This window comes from Oscillospiraceae bacterium, from assembly GCA_015067255.1.
GTDB lineage: Bacteria > Bacillota > Clostridia > Oscillospirales > SIG519 > SIG519.
This window is the reverse complement of record SVMS01000012.1, coordinates 20,017-35,411: the sequence shown is the minus strand read 5'-3', so window position 1 is coordinate 35,411 and position 15,395 is coordinate 20,017. Positions and strand designations below refer to the sequence as shown.

The following is a 15,395-nucleotide window of genomic DNA, read 5'->3' as shown; positions in this document are numbered from 1 at the left end:
AAGAAAAGGAGACAAAAATGTTAGCAATTGTACAGGAAATCAACAAGTATCTTTCCGATATTATTCTTGTTGTACTCTTAATCGGAACAGGCTTGTTTTTTACAATTAAAACAAGATTTGTTCAGGTGCGTTGCTTTGGAGAGGGAATAAGAAATATCTTCAAAAGAAACAAGTCTGAAAAAAGTAAACATTCTATGAGCTCGTTTCAGGCATTGACAACGGCTATAGCGGCACAGGTAGGTACAGGAAATATAGTAGGTGCCTGCGGAGCTATTCTTATCGGTGGTCCCGGTGCGATTTTTTGGATGTGGATAATTTCTTTCTTCGGAATGGCTACAATATATGCCGAAGCGGTTTTAGCACAGGAAACAAGAATAAAAGGGGAAGACGGCTCAATAAAAGGCGGACCCGTTTATTACATAATGCGTGCATTTAATAATAAATTCGGAAAATTCCTCGCAGGATTTTTTGCGGTAGCTTGTATTATTGCTTTAGGATTTATAGGCTGTATGGTACAGTCTAACTCTATCGGTTCAACCTGTGAAACAGCTTTTGGAGTACCCTCTTGGATTGTTGGAATAATAATTGCGGCTATTTCAGGCTTTATTTTCATAGGCGGTGTAAGCAGAATAGCAAAGGTAACGGAAAAGCTTGTACCTGTTATGGCAATTCTTTATATTTTGGGAAGTATCGTAGTTCTTGCAGTACGTGTAAAATATATTCCCGAAACAATAGGTATTATATTCAAATATGCCTTTGTGCCTAACGCTATTTTGGGCGGCAGTATTGGTCTTGCCCTTAAGGAAGCAATAAGTCAGGGTGTAAAAAGAGGTCTCTTCTCCAATGAAGCGGGTATGGGCTCAACTCCTCACGCACACGCTTTGGCAAATGTTGAAACGCCTCACAATCAAGGAACAATGGCTATGATAGGCGTATTCATTGACACCTTTGTTGTTTTGACAGCAACGGGAATTGTAATTGTTTCAACTCTTTATGCAGGCAACGGTATTTTATCCGGCGGAGCAGCAGCGGGAGTAGAAAAAACAAATATGGCTCAATTGGCATTTTCAAGCGTTTTCGGAAATACCTTTGGAAATTCATTTGTTGCAATATGTCTCTTGTTCTTTGCTTTTTCCACTATATTAGGCTGGAACTTATTTGGAAAAATAAATGTTGAATATCTGTTTGGTAAAAAAGCTACTTACGTATATTTAGTTCTTGCAGTAATATTCATTTTCTTAGGCTCTTGCGTTTCCAATAAGTTGGCTTGGGAGCTTTCGGATATGTTTAATCAGCTAATGGTAATACCAAACGTTATTGCTTTGCTTGCCCTTTCGGGAATAGTCGCTTCAGCAGCGAGAAACAAGAAGAAGTAATTTAAAAACGCCTCAAATTTTTTGAGGCGTTTTTTGTATATTGGTTTACTTATCAAAGCCCGGGTTAAAGGCAAAAAAGTTTTTGCTGTAAAATAAGCTTTAGGCATTTTTCAAAAATATTTACTTTATATGAGAAATATGCTAAAATATAAATGGTAATATGGGTTTCTTAATAGTTGTGACATCATTATAACAATGAGGTGAAACGATGAAAAAATATCTATTATTTTTTATTTGTTTGACAATTATCTTTTCATTTGTTGCTTGTACTAATAATGTTGAGTTTACGGAAACCGAAAATAAAACCATTGTGTCAACCGACGGCACCGAATATACTTTTGTCGGTAACGAGGGTAGAGTTTGGTGCTTTGGAGAAAGAAATTTTATTGGTCATATAAAGGGAGAAAAAAAGTCATTTGTTCATCTTCTCAGTAAAACGAAGACAGGAATGTATTCTGTGAATGGCAGTCAAGATGTTTTGGTAAGATATTTTCCTGATAATGAGTTTTCCGCTATATATGTAAAATCCGAATTACTGAAAACGGAAGTTGCCCTTGATACTTGTATTAGATTTGAGTTTGTAAAAGGTCCGCTTTTTAATAATGAGAAAACAACAATTTCAAAAAAGAGGATAACTGAATGCGAACAATTTCTTAATGAAATCAAAAACGGACAAAAGGCAAAAGATGCGGGATTGTATGATTTAGTAAAGCAACCTGATGGAATGTTGAAAAACTGCTATGTTTACGGGTATGTTTGTGGAGTTTTGCAGGATGATGTCAACTTAGTTATTCCTTTGGAGGTAATGTCATTTGATGACAAAGCATACTCAATCAAGATTGATGATATCGAGTATGCTCTATCAAAAGAATGGATAGATAAATTGACAAACGAATAAAGTGTAATTATCTGTTAATAAAAAAAGGGGTATTATATGTGTTATTTTCTTTATGGTGCAGTTAATAACGGCATAAACGACGACGATTATAAAAAAGCGACAAAAGATGCCGAATATCATTTTAATTGCGGTGATATTAACTCAGTAAACAATTGTGTTGAAAACTGCGGCACAGGTTACAGAATAACATTGAATCATTGTGATTGTGATACCGCCATAGGTCAAAAGAATACAAACAAAAATCAATTAAAAAATTTAGAAGAACTGTTGCTATATATTAAGAAAGTGCGCGGAATAAAACATATATTGATAAGTAAAAATTGGTGGAAAGAAACCAATAATAAGCAAGAAACGGTACATATAGACGATATTGACATTTTATCTTTTCTTGCAAACATGGAAGACAACTGTTTATATAAAATAGAGTTGTATAAAAAATATTATTAGTTTACCATTTTGTCAAAACCAAATTTTTATAAATTGAGCAGACGAGTTTTCTCGCCTGCTCTTTATTTGTGTGTTTATTACTTATCAAAACCGGGGTTAAAGGCAAAAAAGTTTTTGCTGTTAAGATTGTCTAAGGTAATTCTCAAGCCTTCACCGAAGCGTTGGTAGTGCACGATTTCACGCTCACGCAAATACTTAATAACATCTCTTACGTCAGGATCATCTACAAGACGTAAAATATTGTCATAGGTCAGTCTTGCTTTTTGCTCTGCGGCAAGGTCTTCGTTAAGGTCTGCTATTACGTCGCCGGTTGATTGGAAGGTAGCGGCAGTAAAGGGGTCTCCGGAAGCGGCTACAGGGTATATTCCGGTTGTATGGTCTACAAAGTAGGTATCAAAACCTGAACACTTGATTTGCTCTGTAGAAAGATTTCTTGTAAGCTGATAAAGAACAGCGCTTACTATTTCCATATGAGCAAGCTCTTCTGTACCTACATCAGTCAGTATACCTATAACCTCTTTATAAGGAGCAGCGTAGCGTTGGCTAAGATATCTTAACGCTGCACCTGTCTCACCGTCCGGACCGCCGAGCTGTGATATGATGATTTTTGCTGCTGCGGGGTCAGGTCTTTTAATATTTACGGGATATTGAAGCTTTTTATCATAAGTCCACATAATGTCATTCTCCCTTTCTTTGCCAAGGCCAAGGCTTGTTTATCCAAGACCAACCATCATCGTCAGCGGCATCTTCAAATGTTAACGGACCGCAAGCTTCTGTATATTGTGCGGTAGCTTTCTTTTTCATTTCCAATACTTTTTTGAAATATTCTTTAGCCTCTCTGTTGTCAGGATGAGTATCTAAAAAGAGGGCGGTTTCAAGCAATAAGAAATCGCAAATCTGAACTCTTTTTAAAAGCTTATCGTTGCTTTGGTGTTCCATCAGTCAAGAGCCTCCCCAAGAAAAGGTTTGTCAAGCTCTGCAAACATGGTGCCTCTCATAAGCGACATTTCAGGCTCATAAATTTTTTGCCATTTTTGCATTGGTACATATGCCATAGCCAATGGCAACATATCAACGCAATTGCCTATATTAGTTTCCAAGTTGATTTCTCCCTTGTGTTTTTTGCGATAAAATTCATCGCTGTTACAGTATATGAAAAAATATGAAATTTTGTCATTGACTTGTATAAAAAATTTTGTTAAACTTAAAAATCATAAAACACGAAAGGAAGGGGTATATGAATAAGATTATAGATATTTTGACTGATATTATATATCCTAAAAGATGTGTTTTTTGCGGAGATGTTTATGACGAGCATACCATATGCGACGAATGTCTTAAAAAGATGCCACGTACATACTGTCATCCCATTCTTCCTATGGTTGCAAAGAAAGGAAATAAATTATATCTTAAGTGTATTGTTTCACCGCTTTATTACGGTGATATTGTCCGTTCTGCAATACTTGCACTTAAGTTTTATAAAAGATATGCTGCGGCAGAGCCTTTAGCTGTTATGATGTCTGATGCGGTGCTTGGTAATTATCATTATTCAGACGTAGATATGATTATTCCGGTACCTCTTTCAAGATTTAGAAAAAATAAGCGTACATATAATCAATCTGAGATGCTCGCAACAGAGCTTTCGAAGCTTATAGGTGTCCCTGTCAATGCGGAAATACTTTTTAAAATTAAAAATACCAAGGCTCAATCCACTATAAAGAAAAAATCCAAAAGAATGAAAAATATAAAGAATGTTTATAAAGTGAAAAACAGCGAATTGATAAAGGATAAAAACATTCTTCTTGTTGATGATGTAGTAACAACAGGAGCTACCTTGAACGAATGTGCAAAAGTGCTGGTTGAAGCAGGGGCTGCTAAAGTAGTGGCTGTCGCAGCGGCGCAATCCTGCAGATGAATAAAAAAGACAGATTTCAAATTGAAATCTGTCTTTTTTAAGCTCTGTTTTGTTCTTTTATGGCTCTGTCCATAGCTCTTGAAGCATCTTTTTTAGCTTGAGTTTCACGCTTGTCATAGATTTTTTTACCTTTGCAAACGCCTAACTGTACTTTTACAAGACTGCCCTTAAAATATACCGATAGAGGAATAAGAGTAAGTCCGTCTTGCTTTACATAGCCCAAAAGACGCATAATTTCTTTTTTGTGCATAAGTAGCTTTCTTTGCCTTAAAGGGTCTTTATTAAAGATGTTTCCTTTTTCATAGGGAGAAATGTGCATTCCTCTTACAAAAATTTCACCTTTGTCTGATATTGAGCAAAAAGAATCCTTTAAATTTATTTTACCCTGCCTTATGGATTTAACCTCTGTTCCGCAAAGCTCAATACCTGTTTCGAAGCTTTCTTCTATAAAATAATCGTGATATGCTTTTTTATTTTGAGCTACGGTTTTAGTTTGTTCCATAGCATAATCTCTCCTGTTTTAAATTTAAGGCATAAGCTGGAACCAAGTAGGAACCCAACGTTCACCGCCTGTGCTTGAAGGCTTGTTCAAGGTAATTCCGTTTTCTACAAGAATAGAGGAAGAGCCGCCGTCAAGACGGGCAGCATTGAAACAGCCATAGTCAAGCATAATTTCCTGCGCTTTTTTCATAGTAATACCTATACTGTGACCGGGCTGACGTCCGTCAATAACTACAAAAAGAACAGTGCCTTCCTGACGTTGACCGATTAAAGTAACAGGTCCTATACCTTTACCGCCGTCACCGTACATCTTTGTAGGCTCACCGTTAACAATAAGATAAGGCTCAAATTCAATGGCATCTCTGTAGTTTTTATCCATAATTTCGTCTACAGTGCCTCTGAAAAGTGTTAAAATACCGTCTTTGTCAAAACCGATCATCTGATGAATAGTAGCCTCGGGATTTTGAATATCAAAAATTTCTCCGTCAACAATAAGCATACCGGTAGCACGCTCTCCCTTGCCGACACCGCCTGCATCGGGGAAGCCTGCAGCATTTACGGCAACTAAACCGCCGTCCTCCTTTGAGCCTGAAGAAACCCATTCGCCCCAGACACCGTAACGGTCAGTAACACCCATATCTATTTTATTGGGGTTGTAAATTACAAGAACATGACCTCTGTAATTATTGCCGCTTATGTCCATAATTTTATAGGGCTGATTTTTATCTTCGGGTAAAAGTCTCTCATCGTCAATTTTGTTGGTATCAATTTCAATAAGAGAATTATCAGAAATTTTACCTGAGTCATCAATTTTATTTTCATTAAGCACCTTTTGAATTGCATCATCATCATAAAATGTGGTAGCAAGCCATTGATGGCGCATTGTTGCCATAGCAGTTGTTACAAGCGTTGTACGGAAGCCTTTATAAGGACCGTATAAAAGAAAAAGTCCGCTTGAAAGACCAACAGCAACAGTTATTACAATTGTGAAAAAATATTTTTTAATAAAATCTATATTCATAAAATTAAATCCTTCTTTAAAATAAGGCTTTATTTATAGGATGTTAAATTACCAAATTATATTTTACTATATATTTAGCTTTTCGTCAAGAGTTTACGCATAATAATGATTGTAGTTTATTGAAACGCCAAAAAGCGTTTCAATAAGCCGATTTTATCGGCTTTGTACAATTAAATTTTTAAGAAATTTAATTGTACACGACACTTATTTCAATGGTTATGGTCAAATTTTCTTTGAAAATTTGTTTCTAAATCAAAGATTTAGTATTTAAACAGTAATTTTTATTACTGTTTCGACTAACTATAACCATTATAAAGTATCTCCTATATTTTATTGTATATTATCTTTTTAAATTCAAATAATATAGTAAAATAACTAATAATTGAGAGGAATAGCACAATGCAATATTTGCAGACATTTATTACCGGTGCAATTATATGTGTAATAGGTCAGATTTTAATAGATAAAACTAAGCTGACGCCCGCAAAAATTTTAACAGGATATGTTGTTGCAGGCGTTATTCTTACAGGATTAGGAATTTATGAATATGTGGTTGATTTCGGAGGAGCAGGCGCTACTGTACCGCTGTTGGGCTTTGGATATTCTTTAGCTAAAGGTGTACAAAAGGCAATAGAGGAGCACGGTCCAATAGGAATTTTAACAGGCGGCATCACAGGAACAGCGGCAGGCATTTCGGCAGCTGTATTTTTCAGTCTTCTTGCGGCAATAATTTTTAAATCAAAGTCAAAAAAATGAGGCTGTAAAAAAATCTACAGCCTCATTTTTTAGGGAATAGGAAAAAATGTGCAGAATCTGTCAATTTCGCGCCGACAAAGCCTTGTCGGCGGTTACCCGACGGCGTACAGAGGTACTCCGAGGGCGAAATTGGCAGATAGCATAAAACGTATATTTATTGAAAGAATTATCTAAAAGATGTTTTTCTATTATTTTTGTTTTTTTCATAATATTATGGTATTATGTTTCTTTATTTACTTGTTTTATGCGCTCTGCGCTTTTTTTACATTCCCTTTTATTATTTTAAATTTTTAATAGTTTGCTTGACTTGTTCAAGCATACGGGTATATTTTTCCTTCTTTGCTTTTTCTTCGTCAATTACCTTTGCAGGAGCCTTTGAAACAAATTTTTCGTTTGAAAGCTTATTATCAACACGGGCAATTTCGCCTTCAAGACGAACAATTTCTTTATTCAAACGCTCAAGCTCTTTTTCAATATCTACAAGCTCACCGAAAGGAATAAATATTTTTGCACCGTCGCAAACAACAGTTACCATTCCGTTGGTGTCAACATCGCTGTTTACATAAATGTCAGCAGCAGAGCAAAGACGAACGAAAAATGCTTTTCCGTTTTCAAAAATTTCACCGTTTTCAGCTTCGATATAAAGGTTTGCTTTTTTGGAAGGAACAACATTCATTTCTGTACGTATTGCGCGAACACCCTTGATAGCTGCAATTATCTTTTCCATTTGCTCTTCAGCATCTTTAAAGCAAAGCTTTTCATCAAAATCAGGGTATTCAGCAGTCATAATTGTATCGCCGTTGTGGGGAAGCTGTTGCCATATTTCCTCTGTTATAAAGGGCATAATGGGGTGAAGAAGCTTTAATGTTGAAGATAAAACATAGCAGAGAGTTTTCTGAGCATCCTTGTTTGTGGGGTTTTCTTTGTCAAAAAGTCTTGTTTTTGAAAGCTCAATATACCAGTCGCAAAGAACATCCCATATAAAATCATAAAGCTTTGAAAGAGCAATACCTATTTCAAACTTATTTAGATTTTCATTAACCTCTCCTGCAACTGTATTGAATTTTGATAAAATCCACTTATCCTCGGGTGCAGGATTTTCGGGCAATTCAAGAGTATCAATGTCAAGATTCATCAATGCAAAACGGGCAGCATTCCATATCTTATTTGCAAAGTTTCGGGACGCCTGCACCTTTTCATCGTAAAAACGCATATCGTTTCCGGGTGCGTTTCCTGTAACAAGAGTAAATCTGAGAGCATCAGCGCCGTATTTTTCAATAACTTCAAGAGGGTCAATGCCGTTTCCAAGAGATTTGGACATTTTTCTGCCCTGTGAATCTCTGACAATTCCGTGAATAAATACGTGCTTAAAGGGCTCCTTCTTCATATGCTCCATACCGGAGAAAATCATTCTTGCAACCCAGAAGAAAATGATGTCATAGCCTGTAACAAGAACGCTTGTGGGATAGAAATATTCAAGCTCCTTTGTTTTGTCGGGCCAACCCAAAGTAGAGAAGGGCCAAAGAGCAGAAGAGAACCAGGTGTCAAGCACATCCTCTTCCTGCTTCATTTTGCCGCCGCACTTGGGACAAACCCAAACATCTTCCTTAGATACAACCATTTCTCCGCAATCCTGACAATAGAACGCAGGAATTTGATGTCCCCACCAAAGCTGACGGGAAATACACCAATCGTGAACATTTTCCATCCAGTGAAGATATGTTTTTGAAAAACGGTCGGGGACAAATTCAACACGTCTGTCCTCAACTACGTTAATAGCTTCTTGAGCTAAAGGCTTCATTTTAACAAACCATTGAGAAGAGGTGATAGGCTCAACGCTGTTTCCACAACGGTAACACTTGCCTACGTTGTGAGTTATAGGCTCAATTTTAACAAGCAGTCCTAAAGCCTCTAAATCCTCAACAACAGCTTTTCTTGCATCAAAACGGGAAAGACCTTCGTACTTGCCGCCGTTTTTGTTTACAACTGCATTTTCATCAAAAATAAGAACTTCTTCAAGGTTGTGGCGCTTTCCTACCTCATAGTCGTTAGGGTCGTGACAGGGGGTAATTTTAACACAGCCTGTACCGAAATCCTTTTCTACATATTCGTCTGCAATTACGGGGATTTCTTTGTTTACAAGAGGAAGAATAAGAGTTTTGCCAACTAAATGAGCATATCTTTCATCCTCAGGGTGAACAGCAACAGCAGTATCTCCCAACAAGGTTTCGGGACGTGTAGTAGCTATTATTACAAACTCGTCAGAATCCTTAACAGGATACTTTATGTGCCAGAAATTGCCCTGTTCCTCAGCATATTCAACCTCAGCATCTGATAAAGCAGTGGTACAGCTGGGGCACCAGTTTATAATTTTATTGCCCTTGTAAATAAGTCCCTTTTCATAAAGGTTAACAAAAACCTCACGAACAGCCTTTGAACAGCCCTCATCCATAGTAAAGCGTTCTCTTTCCCAGTCGCAAGAGGACCCCAATTTTTTAAGCTGTTGAATAATACGGTTACCGTAAAGGTTTTTCCATTCCCATACACGCTCAATAAAAGCTTCACGACCTAAATCGTAACGGGTTTTGCCCTCTTTACGCAAATTTTCTTCAACCTTTATCTGAGTTGCAATACCAGCGTGGTCTGTACCGGGAAGCCATAAAGCTTCATAGCCTTGCATTCTCTTGTGACGGATAAGAATATCCTGTAAGGTTTCATCAAGAGCGTGGCCCATATGAAGCTGACCTGTTACATTGGGTGGGGGAATAACTATTGTAAAAGGCTTTTTATCGGGATTTACCTCAGCGTGAAAATATCCGTTATCCTCCCAAAACTTATATATTCTGTCCTCAACCTCGTTTGGCTCATAAATCTTATTGAGCTCTTTTGCCATCGTAATTCACATTCCTTTTTCGTGCAATTTATATTTTAATTTTAAAATTAACGCAATTTAACCCTTATTATATCAAAAATATGCTTTAAAATCAATAATAAATTAAGACTTTCTGCTAAGCACATAGTTGCAAATCCATTCTAAATACTCTGAATTTTCAAAGTGCTGAGCAGCTTCTATTCCTTCTTTGGTATATTGAAGTGCATATTCTTTCGCTTTTTCCAAGGAACAAAGAGTTACATAGGTGGCTTTTCCCTCGTTTGCATCCTTGCCTACTGTTTTTCCCATATCCTCGTTTGTGCTTATAACATCGAGAATATCATCGGTAACCTGAAAGGCTCTTCCTAAAGCATCACCGTAAGCGTACGCTTTTTCAAGCATATCGTATCTCTCAGCGGCAATACAGCCTAAAGCACAAGCGGCTTTAATAAGAGCGCCTGTCTTAAGAGAATGAAGCTTTCGCAAATTGTCAAAAGAAATTTCTTTATTTTCGTGCTCTAAATCTATAACCTGACCGCCTATCATTCCGTAAGCTCCGGAAGCAGTGTAAAGCTCGTTTAATGCCTTTAAAAGACAAGTATCACTAAAGCCTGCCTCTTTTCCTTTGTTTATAATAGTTTCGGCGGCAAAGTTAAGCAGTGCATCTCCTGCAAGTACAGCAATACCTTCTCCGAATACCTTGTGGCTTGTAGGTCTGCCTCTTCGCAAATCGTCATTATCCATACAGGGTAAGTCATCGTGTATCAAAGAATACGTGTGTATCATCTCAATTGCAGCTGCAAAGGGGAGTGCCTTTACAGCATCTTGACCGCAAGCTTCGCAGAAGCTTAACACAAGAACGGGACGAAGACGCTTTCCGCCTGCACAAAGGCTGTAATTCATAGCTTCAAAAATAGTTTTTTGAAGACTGTTTTCCTTTGGAACAGAGGTTGAAATATATTCATTTGCCATTTCTGAAAACTGCAAAAATTTATCTTTATAATTCATAGCTTCACCTAAAGATTACTTGTATCAAAATTTTGTTCTGTCATCTGAGAGGTTTCCTTGTCGGAAACAAGCATTGTCACTTTTTGCTCTGCTTTTTTCAAAAGGGTGTTACAATGCCCTGTAAGAGCAACGCCTTCTTCAAAAAGCTTTATAGCATCGTCTAAGGGCGCATTACCGCTTTCAAGAGCTTTTACGATTTCTTCTAAGCGTTTCAGGGCTGTTTCAAAGCTTATATTATTTTCATTCATTGGTACATTCAATCCTTTCAACAATACATTGAGCATTTCCGTCTTTAAGATTAATATTAAGAGAGTCGCCCTCTTTTAAAGCTTTAACGCTGTTTATGACCTTTCCTTCCTTGCTGGCAAAGGAAAAGCCTCTGCTTAAAACAGATAGGGGACTTAAAGCGTCAAGCTTTGCGGCAAGAACTCCAAGAGAGTCGCTTTTTTTGTTAAATAAAAGCTTTGAGCTGTTTTCAAGCTTGTTTATAATAAAATCCGCCGCAAGTTTTTTTTCGTCTATATACCGTTGCGGATTTTTTAAAAATTGGCTTTCGGAAAGACGCTTAAGCTTTTCTCTGTAATTGCTTATATCTCTTGCTACAATAAGCTCTAATCTTTTTGAAACATTGTCAAATTTAGTTATAAGCTCTGCTGTGTCGGGAACGGCAAGCTCAGCAGCGGCAGAGGGAGTGGGCGCTCTGAGGTCAGCGACAAAATCGGCAATTGTAAAATCGGTTTCGTGTCCTACTGCAGAAATTACAGGTACATTTGAAGAAGCAATTGTTCTTGCAACGTTTTCATCGTTAAATGCCCATAAATCTTCAAGAGAGCCGCCGCCACGTCCGCAGATAATAACATCTACGGGATTTTGATTAAAATATTTTAAGGCTGTAGCTATTTGCTCGGGAGCGCCGTCACCCTGAACAAGCACAGGGTATAAAATAACCCTTGCCATAGGGAAGCGGCGTCCTAAAACATTTATAATATCTCTTATAGCCGCACCTGTAGGAGCAGTAATAACTCCGACAGTTGACGGAATTTTAGGGATTTTTTTCTTTCTTTCGAGGCTGAAAAGACCTTCTGAAGCAAGCTTTTCTTTAAGCTGTTCATAAGCTAAATTTAAGTCGCCTATTCCATCGGGTATCATATTTTCTATATAAAATTGATACTGACCGTCACGGGCAAAGACAGAAACACGTCCCAAAGCTATTACCTTCATACCGTCCTTAGGCATAAATTTGAGCTTTTGGGTATTACCCTTGAACATAACAGCACGAATGGCAGACTCTTCGTCCTTTAAGCTCATATAAAAGTGACCGCTTTTATAGTGATTTGTAAAATTGGAAATCTCGCCCTTGACATAGCAGGAGGATAAATTTACATCTCCTTCTAAAAGCAGTTTTACGTAATTATTAAGTTCTTTAACCGACAGTACAAGCTTTTTTTCGGGCATATTTTTGTTACCGCCTTTTAAATTGGTTTTGAGTAAGTACGGCTATACCTGCAGCATTATCGCAGGAATACTGAGGCGGTGAAAAAATACCGCCGTATTTTTCTTTAAAATATTGTTGTATATGCTTACAGGACATAACACCGCCGGAGTATATAATAGGTAGCTGACCGTGCTTTTGAATTGCCGCCAAGGTAAGATGCTCCAAGCCTTGAACTATACATTCTATTACAAAAGAAGCAACCTTTTCCTTATCTGCACTTTGAAAATAAAGCTCCTTTGCTTTATTTTCAAAGCCGGAAAGATTGATAAATCCGTTTTTATTTGAAATTTTAATTTTTTGAGTGTAGGTGCTGTTTAAAGCTAATTTTTCTATTTGCTTTCCGCAGGGAAAATCAAGCCCCATCATAACACCTGCACGGTCAATAAGCTGACCTGCACTGATGTCGGCAGTGCCGCCTAAAATTTCAATTCTTCCGTCCTCTGTTTTGATTACAGATTCCGTTGTTCCTCCCGATACGTGAAAGGCAAGAATTTTTTCATCCCATAAATCAAGCCTTCCTGCTCCGAAAAGAGCAGCGGCTATATGTCCCTCTTGATGAGAAAAGGCATAAAAGGGAACATCTAAGGCAGCGGCTATGGATTTTGCAGTGTTTTCTCCCACAAGAAAGCAGGGCATATATGAGCCCTCTTGATTTCTCGGCTTTATGGAAGCGCCAACTGCTGATATTTTTTTACCTCTTATAAGAGGACAGAGAATTTCGGAAAGCTGTTTTGTATGCAAAAATACCGCATCTGACTGCCGTAACCCTTTTTCTCCTTGCTTTACGGGTAAAAGCAAAGTTTCGGAAAGCATTTGTCGGCTTTCGGGACAGTAAAGAGCGGCAGATGTAGTATAGTTACTTGTATCTATTGCTAAAAAATAACTGTTACTCATTTTGTTCTTGAAATTGAGCCTAAAACTCCGTTTATGAAAGAGGGAGCTTCGTCGGTATCATAAGCCTTTGCAAGCTCAACAGCTTCGTTTATTGCTACGCTTTCGGGGACACCTTCAGCAAAAAGAATTTCATAAACCGCAAGTCGCAAAACAGCCAAAGAAACCTTTGAAAGACGTTCAAGCTTCCAGCCTTTAATATTTTCATTTATTTTTTCGTCTATTTCTTTTCGGTGCTCGATTATTCCCAAAAAGGTTTTTTCGACATATTCTGTAACAACAAGCTCCCTGCAAAGCTGAGCAAGCTCAATAAGCTCCTGAGTGGGAGTGATGTTGAGGGAATATTCAAAGCACAGGCAAAAAACGCTTTCTCTTTCTTCGTGTCTTGTCATACTATTATCCGTATATTTGCAAAATGCGAAATATATATCCTTTCTTTTGACATTCTAATATAGGGTAGAGCAAATAATCCAAACTCGTTTTAAAAAGGCGGATTTTCGCTTATCCTGCGTTAAAATACTCGTTAATCCATTGAGGATTAACTCCGTTTTTGCCTTGTCTTACCAAAAATCCTCTCTTTTTAAAATCTTTGACCTCAAAGTAAAAAGATTTCGAGGGATTTTTGACAAATTTAGGCGAAGCAAGGCTCGCGCCTTGCAAGAATAAATTGGGTGAAAAGCACCGAAAGATTACGCTTTGAGGCGTGTTCGGATTGTTTGTTCTACCCTAACCTATATAATACCATAAATAGTCATTCAATGCAAGAATTTAATATAAAAAAGCAACAGCAAACAGCCTCAACGGATTTTTACTGCAAAGTTTGCTGAATAACCTTTTTATTTTGCATCCGTTGCATAATAATAAAAAAGCTAACACATAAAATTATTTGAATAGCCGAAGATATGGGAGTTGCAAGACCGATGCGGAACAGTGATACAGGCATAAGCTTACTCATTGCCCATGACACCGGAAGTCGAACACATATACCGCCGATAATACCTTGAATCATAACGAAGGTTGTATTACCGCAACCGTTAAAGTATCCCATAAAGCAAAACAGAAATGAGGTAAGAACACAGTCGATGGCATATGCTTTTAAGTAATCAGCCGCAGGCACGATAATAGCGGCATCCTTTGCAAATATTCTTGCAAGGATATCGCCGTGGAAGAAAGAGAAATACCCAACAACAATACCAACTGCCAAAGAAGAAGCTATACCGTACCACAAGGCTTTTTTTGCACGGTCATATTTTAATGCGCCTATATTTTGAGCAACAAAAGCAGACATTGATTGCATAAAGGATGACGGAATCAGCATAATGAATGCGCATACCTTTTCCGCAACACCGATGCCTGCCGATTCATTAAGCCCTAACTCGTTAACAATGGCAAGGATTACAAGAAAAGAAATGCTGACAAGCAGGTCTTGCAGAGCTATAGGTGTTCCTAAGCGTAGAATTGCTTTGATATGTATAGAATTAGGACGAATATATTTTCGTGAAAAATCAAATGGCATTTTGCGTTTTCTTACAATAAACAATGAAATAACCACACTCATTGCTTGAGCAAAAATAGTTGCAAGTGCAGCCCCAACAGCACCCAAATCAAAAACTGCCACAAGTAATAAATCGCCTAAAATATTTAATACACAAGCAATAGCTACCGTAAGGAGTGGTATTTTTGAATCGCCGATGCCTCTGAAAATACTACCTACCAAGTTGTATGCCACTATAAATAACATTCCTGCTGAACAAATGGCAATATAAAATACCGTATTATCAAAAGCCTCTTTAGGAGCGTGCATAATCTGTGCAAGAGCCGAAGAAGCAAGAACCATAACAACTGTTAAAATGATAGAAATAATACTAAAAAGGCTTATGCCGCTACCGATAATTTGACCTGCTTCTTCTCGTTTTCCGGCTCCGATTTTCTCGGCGACATATACGGTAAGTCCCATAGCAAGAGAGGATACTACAAAAGTTACTGTCATCATAATCTGGCTGCCTGTAGATACTGCTGATACAAATATATCTGCATTATCGCCACCAAACTGTCCAACGATTAAAAGGTCAATCCCGCTATACATCGCTTGTAAAAACAGTGCTAGCAAAACAGGCAACGAAAAACGCATAAGCGGTGAAAAAATTTTTCCTTCTGTAAAATTTTGTGCTTTACTCATAACTATCTCCCTAATTTGCATAAAAACGCCGGATAA

General features: G+C 37.6%; 17 protein-coding genes. 5 read left to right on the top strand and 12 right to left on the bottom strand.

What is annotated here, in order from left to right; genetic code table 11:
* The first annotated feature begins 17 nt into the window (after positions 1-17).
* From E7480_04195 to E7480_04185, 3 genes are all read left to right on the top strand, one after another.
* Positions 18-1,376, top strand: a complete 1,359-nt coding sequence (locus E7480_04195; protein ID MBE6903791.1) for a sodium:alanine symporter family protein — start codon at positions 18-20, stop codon at positions 1,374-1,376.
* 208 nt (positions 1,377-1,584) lie between these two features.
* Positions 1,585-2,274, top strand: a complete 690-nt coding sequence (locus tag E7480_04190; GenBank protein ID MBE6903790.1) for a hypothetical protein — start codon at positions 1,585-1,587, stop codon at positions 2,272-2,274.
* Between the two features lie 36 nt (positions 2,275-2,310).
* Complete coding sequence (locus E7480_04185) at positions 2,311-2,721, top strand: hypothetical protein (GenBank protein MBE6903789.1); 411 nt, start codon at positions 2,311-2,313, stop codon at positions 2,719-2,721.
* 77 nt (positions 2,722-2,798) lie between these two features.
* On the opposite strand, the gene E7480_04180 is transcribed toward E7480_04185, so the two are convergent.
* From E7480_04180 to E7480_04170, 3 genes are read right to left on the bottom strand one after another with little or no spacing between them, the layout of a single operon-like run.
* Positions 2,799-3,395, bottom strand: coding sequence for a manganese catalase family protein (locus tag E7480_04180; protein MBE6903788.1), 597 nt, complete (start codon positions 3,393-3,395; stop codon positions 2,799-2,801).
* 4 nt (positions 3,396-3,399) lie between these two features.
* Positions 3,400-3,660, bottom strand: coding sequence for a spore coat protein CotJB (locus E7480_04175; GenBank protein MBE6903787.1), 261 nt, complete (start codon positions 3,658-3,660; stop codon positions 3,400-3,402).
* Positions 3,660-3,791, bottom strand: coding sequence for a spore coat associated protein CotJA (locus E7480_04170; protein MBE6903786.1), 132 nt, complete (start codon positions 3,789-3,791; stop codon positions 3,660-3,662). Before E7480_04170 ends, E7480_04175 begins: the two co-directional genes overlap by 1 nt.
* Positions 3,792-3,958: 167 nt before the next feature.
* Here E7480_04170 and E7480_04165 point away from each other — a divergent pair, with 167 nt between their 5' ends.
* Positions 3,959-4,636 carry a ComF family protein gene (locus E7480_04165; GenBank protein MBE6903785.1) on the top strand — a complete coding sequence of 226 codons (678 nt, stop codon included), beginning with the start codon at positions 3,959-3,961 and terminating at the stop codon, positions 4,634-4,636.
* 37 nt (positions 4,637-4,673) lie between these two features.
* On the opposite strand, the gene smpB is transcribed toward E7480_04165, so the two are convergent.
* Positions 4,674-5,138 carry an SsrA-binding protein SmpB gene (gene smpB / locus E7480_04160; protein ID MBE6903784.1) on the bottom strand — a complete coding sequence of 155 codons (465 nt, stop codon included), beginning with the start codon at positions 5,136-5,138 and terminating at the stop codon, positions 4,674-4,676.
* A gap of 24 nt (positions 5,139-5,162) precedes the next feature.
* On the bottom strand, positions 5,163-6,158 hold the full coding sequence (locus E7480_04155; protein MBE6903783.1) for a phosphodiester glycosidase family protein: 996 nt from the start codon (positions 6,156-6,158) through the stop codon (positions 5,163-5,165).
* A 399-nt stretch (positions 6,159-6,557) separates the two neighbouring features.
* On the opposite strand from E7480_04155, the gene spoVAE reads away from it, so the two are divergent.
* Positions 6,558-6,914 carry a stage V sporulation protein AE gene (gene spoVAE / locus E7480_04150; protein ID MBE6903782.1) on the top strand — a complete coding sequence of 119 codons (357 nt, stop codon included), beginning with the start codon at positions 6,558-6,560 and terminating at the stop codon, positions 6,912-6,914.
* A 277-nt stretch (positions 6,915-7,191) separates the two neighbouring features.
* On the opposite strand, the gene E7480_04145 is transcribed toward spoVAE, so the two are convergent.
* The 7 genes from E7480_04145 to E7480_04115 all read right to left on the bottom strand — a co-directional run bounded on the left by E7480_04145 (position 7,192) and on the right by E7480_04115 (position 15,359).
* A complete protein-coding gene (locus tag E7480_04145; protein MBE6903781.1) occupies positions 7,192-9,813 on the bottom strand; it encodes a valine--tRNA ligase in 2,622 nt (873 codons plus the stop codon).
* Between the two features lie 96 nt (positions 9,814-9,909).
* On the bottom strand, positions 9,910-10,794 hold the full coding sequence (locus tag E7480_04140; GenBank protein MBE6903780.1) for a polyprenyl synthetase family protein: 885 nt from the start codon (positions 10,792-10,794) through the stop codon (positions 9,910-9,912).
* 8 nt (positions 10,795-10,802) lie between these two features.
* On the bottom strand, positions 10,803-11,042 hold the full coding sequence (gene xseB / locus E7480_04135) for an exodeoxyribonuclease VII small subunit (GenBank protein ID MBE6903779.1): 240 nt from the start codon (positions 11,040-11,042) through the stop codon (positions 10,803-10,805).
* The gene (locus E7480_04130; GenBank protein MBE6903778.1) at positions 11,035-12,249 is read right to left on the bottom strand and encodes an exodeoxyribonuclease VII large subunit; all 1,215 of its coding nucleotides are present in this window, start codon (positions 12,247-12,249) and stop codon (positions 11,035-11,037) included. The genes xseB and E7480_04130 overlap by 8 nt, the downstream gene beginning before the upstream one ends.
* Before the next feature lie 7 nt (positions 12,250-12,256).
* Positions 12,257-13,183, bottom strand: coding sequence for a peptidase M22 (locus E7480_04125; protein ID MBE6903777.1), 927 nt, complete (start codon positions 13,181-13,183; stop codon positions 12,257-12,259).
* Positions 13,180-13,572 (bottom strand): transcription antitermination factor NusB, encoded by a 393-nt coding sequence (gene nusB / locus E7480_04120; protein MBE6903776.1) that lies wholly within the window; start codon positions 13,570-13,572, stop codon positions 13,180-13,182. Before nusB ends, E7480_04125 begins: the two co-directional genes overlap by 4 nt.
* Before the next feature lie 416 nt (positions 13,573-13,988).
* Positions 13,989-15,359 carry an MATE family efflux transporter gene (locus E7480_04115; GenBank protein MBE6903775.1) on the bottom strand — a complete coding sequence of 457 codons (1,371 nt, stop codon included), beginning with the start codon at positions 15,357-15,359 and terminating at the stop codon, positions 13,989-13,991.
* Positions 15,360-15,395: the final 36 nt, after the last annotated feature.

Coding starts and splice junctions, on each gene's coding strand:
- E7480_04170 (MBE6903786.1), bottom strand. CDS start 3,791: ATGTTGCCATTGGCTATGGCATATGTACCAATGCAAAAATGGCAAAAA.
- E7480_04165 (MBE6903785.1), top strand. CDS start 3,959: ATGAATAAGATTATAGATATTTTGACTGATATTATATATCCTAAAAGA.
- E7480_04195 (MBE6903791.1), top strand. CDS start 18: ATGTTAGCAATTGTACAGGAAATCAACAAGTATCTTTCCGATATTATT.
- E7480_04125 (MBE6903777.1), bottom strand. CDS start 13,183: ATGAGTAACAGTTATTTTTTAGCAATAGATACAAGTAACTATACTACA.
- E7480_04140 (MBE6903780.1), bottom strand. CDS start 10,794: ATGAATTATAAAGATAAATTTTTGCAGTTTTCAGAAATGGCAAATGAA.
- nusB (MBE6903776.1), bottom strand. CDS start 13,572: ATGACAAGACACGAAGAAAGAGAAAGCGTTTTTTGCCTGTGCTTTGAA.
- xseB (MBE6903779.1), bottom strand. CDS start 11,042: ATGAATGAAAATAATATAAGCTTTGAAACAGCCCTGAAACGCTTAGAA.
- E7480_04180 (MBE6903788.1), bottom strand. CDS start 3,395: ATGTGGACTTATGATAAAAAGCTTCAATATCCCGTAAATATTAAAAGA.
- spoVAE (MBE6903782.1), top strand. CDS start 6,558: ATGCAATATTTGCAGACATTTATTACCGGTGCAATTATATGTGTAATA.
- E7480_04115 (MBE6903775.1), bottom strand. CDS start 15,359: ATGAGTAAAGCACAAAATTTTACAGAAGGAAAAATTTTTTCACCGCTT.
- E7480_04130 (MBE6903778.1), bottom strand. CDS start 12,249: ATGCCCGAAAAAAAGCTTGTACTGTCGGTTAAAGAACTTAATAATTAC.
- E7480_04190 (MBE6903790.1), top strand. CDS start 1,585: ATGAAAAAATATCTATTATTTTTTATTTGTTTGACAATTATCTTTTCA.
- E7480_04175 (MBE6903787.1), bottom strand. CDS start 3,660: ATGGAACACCAAAGCAACGATAAGCTTTTAAAAAGAGTTCAGATTTGC.
- E7480_04185 (MBE6903789.1), top strand. CDS start 2,311: ATGTGTTATTTTCTTTATGGTGCAGTTAATAACGGCATAAACGACGAC.
- E7480_04155 (MBE6903783.1), bottom strand. CDS start 6,158: ATGAATATAGATTTTATTAAAAAATATTTTTTCACAATTGTAATAACT.
- smpB (MBE6903784.1), bottom strand. CDS start 5,138: ATGGAACAAACTAAAACCGTAGCTCAAAATAAAAAAGCATATCACGAT.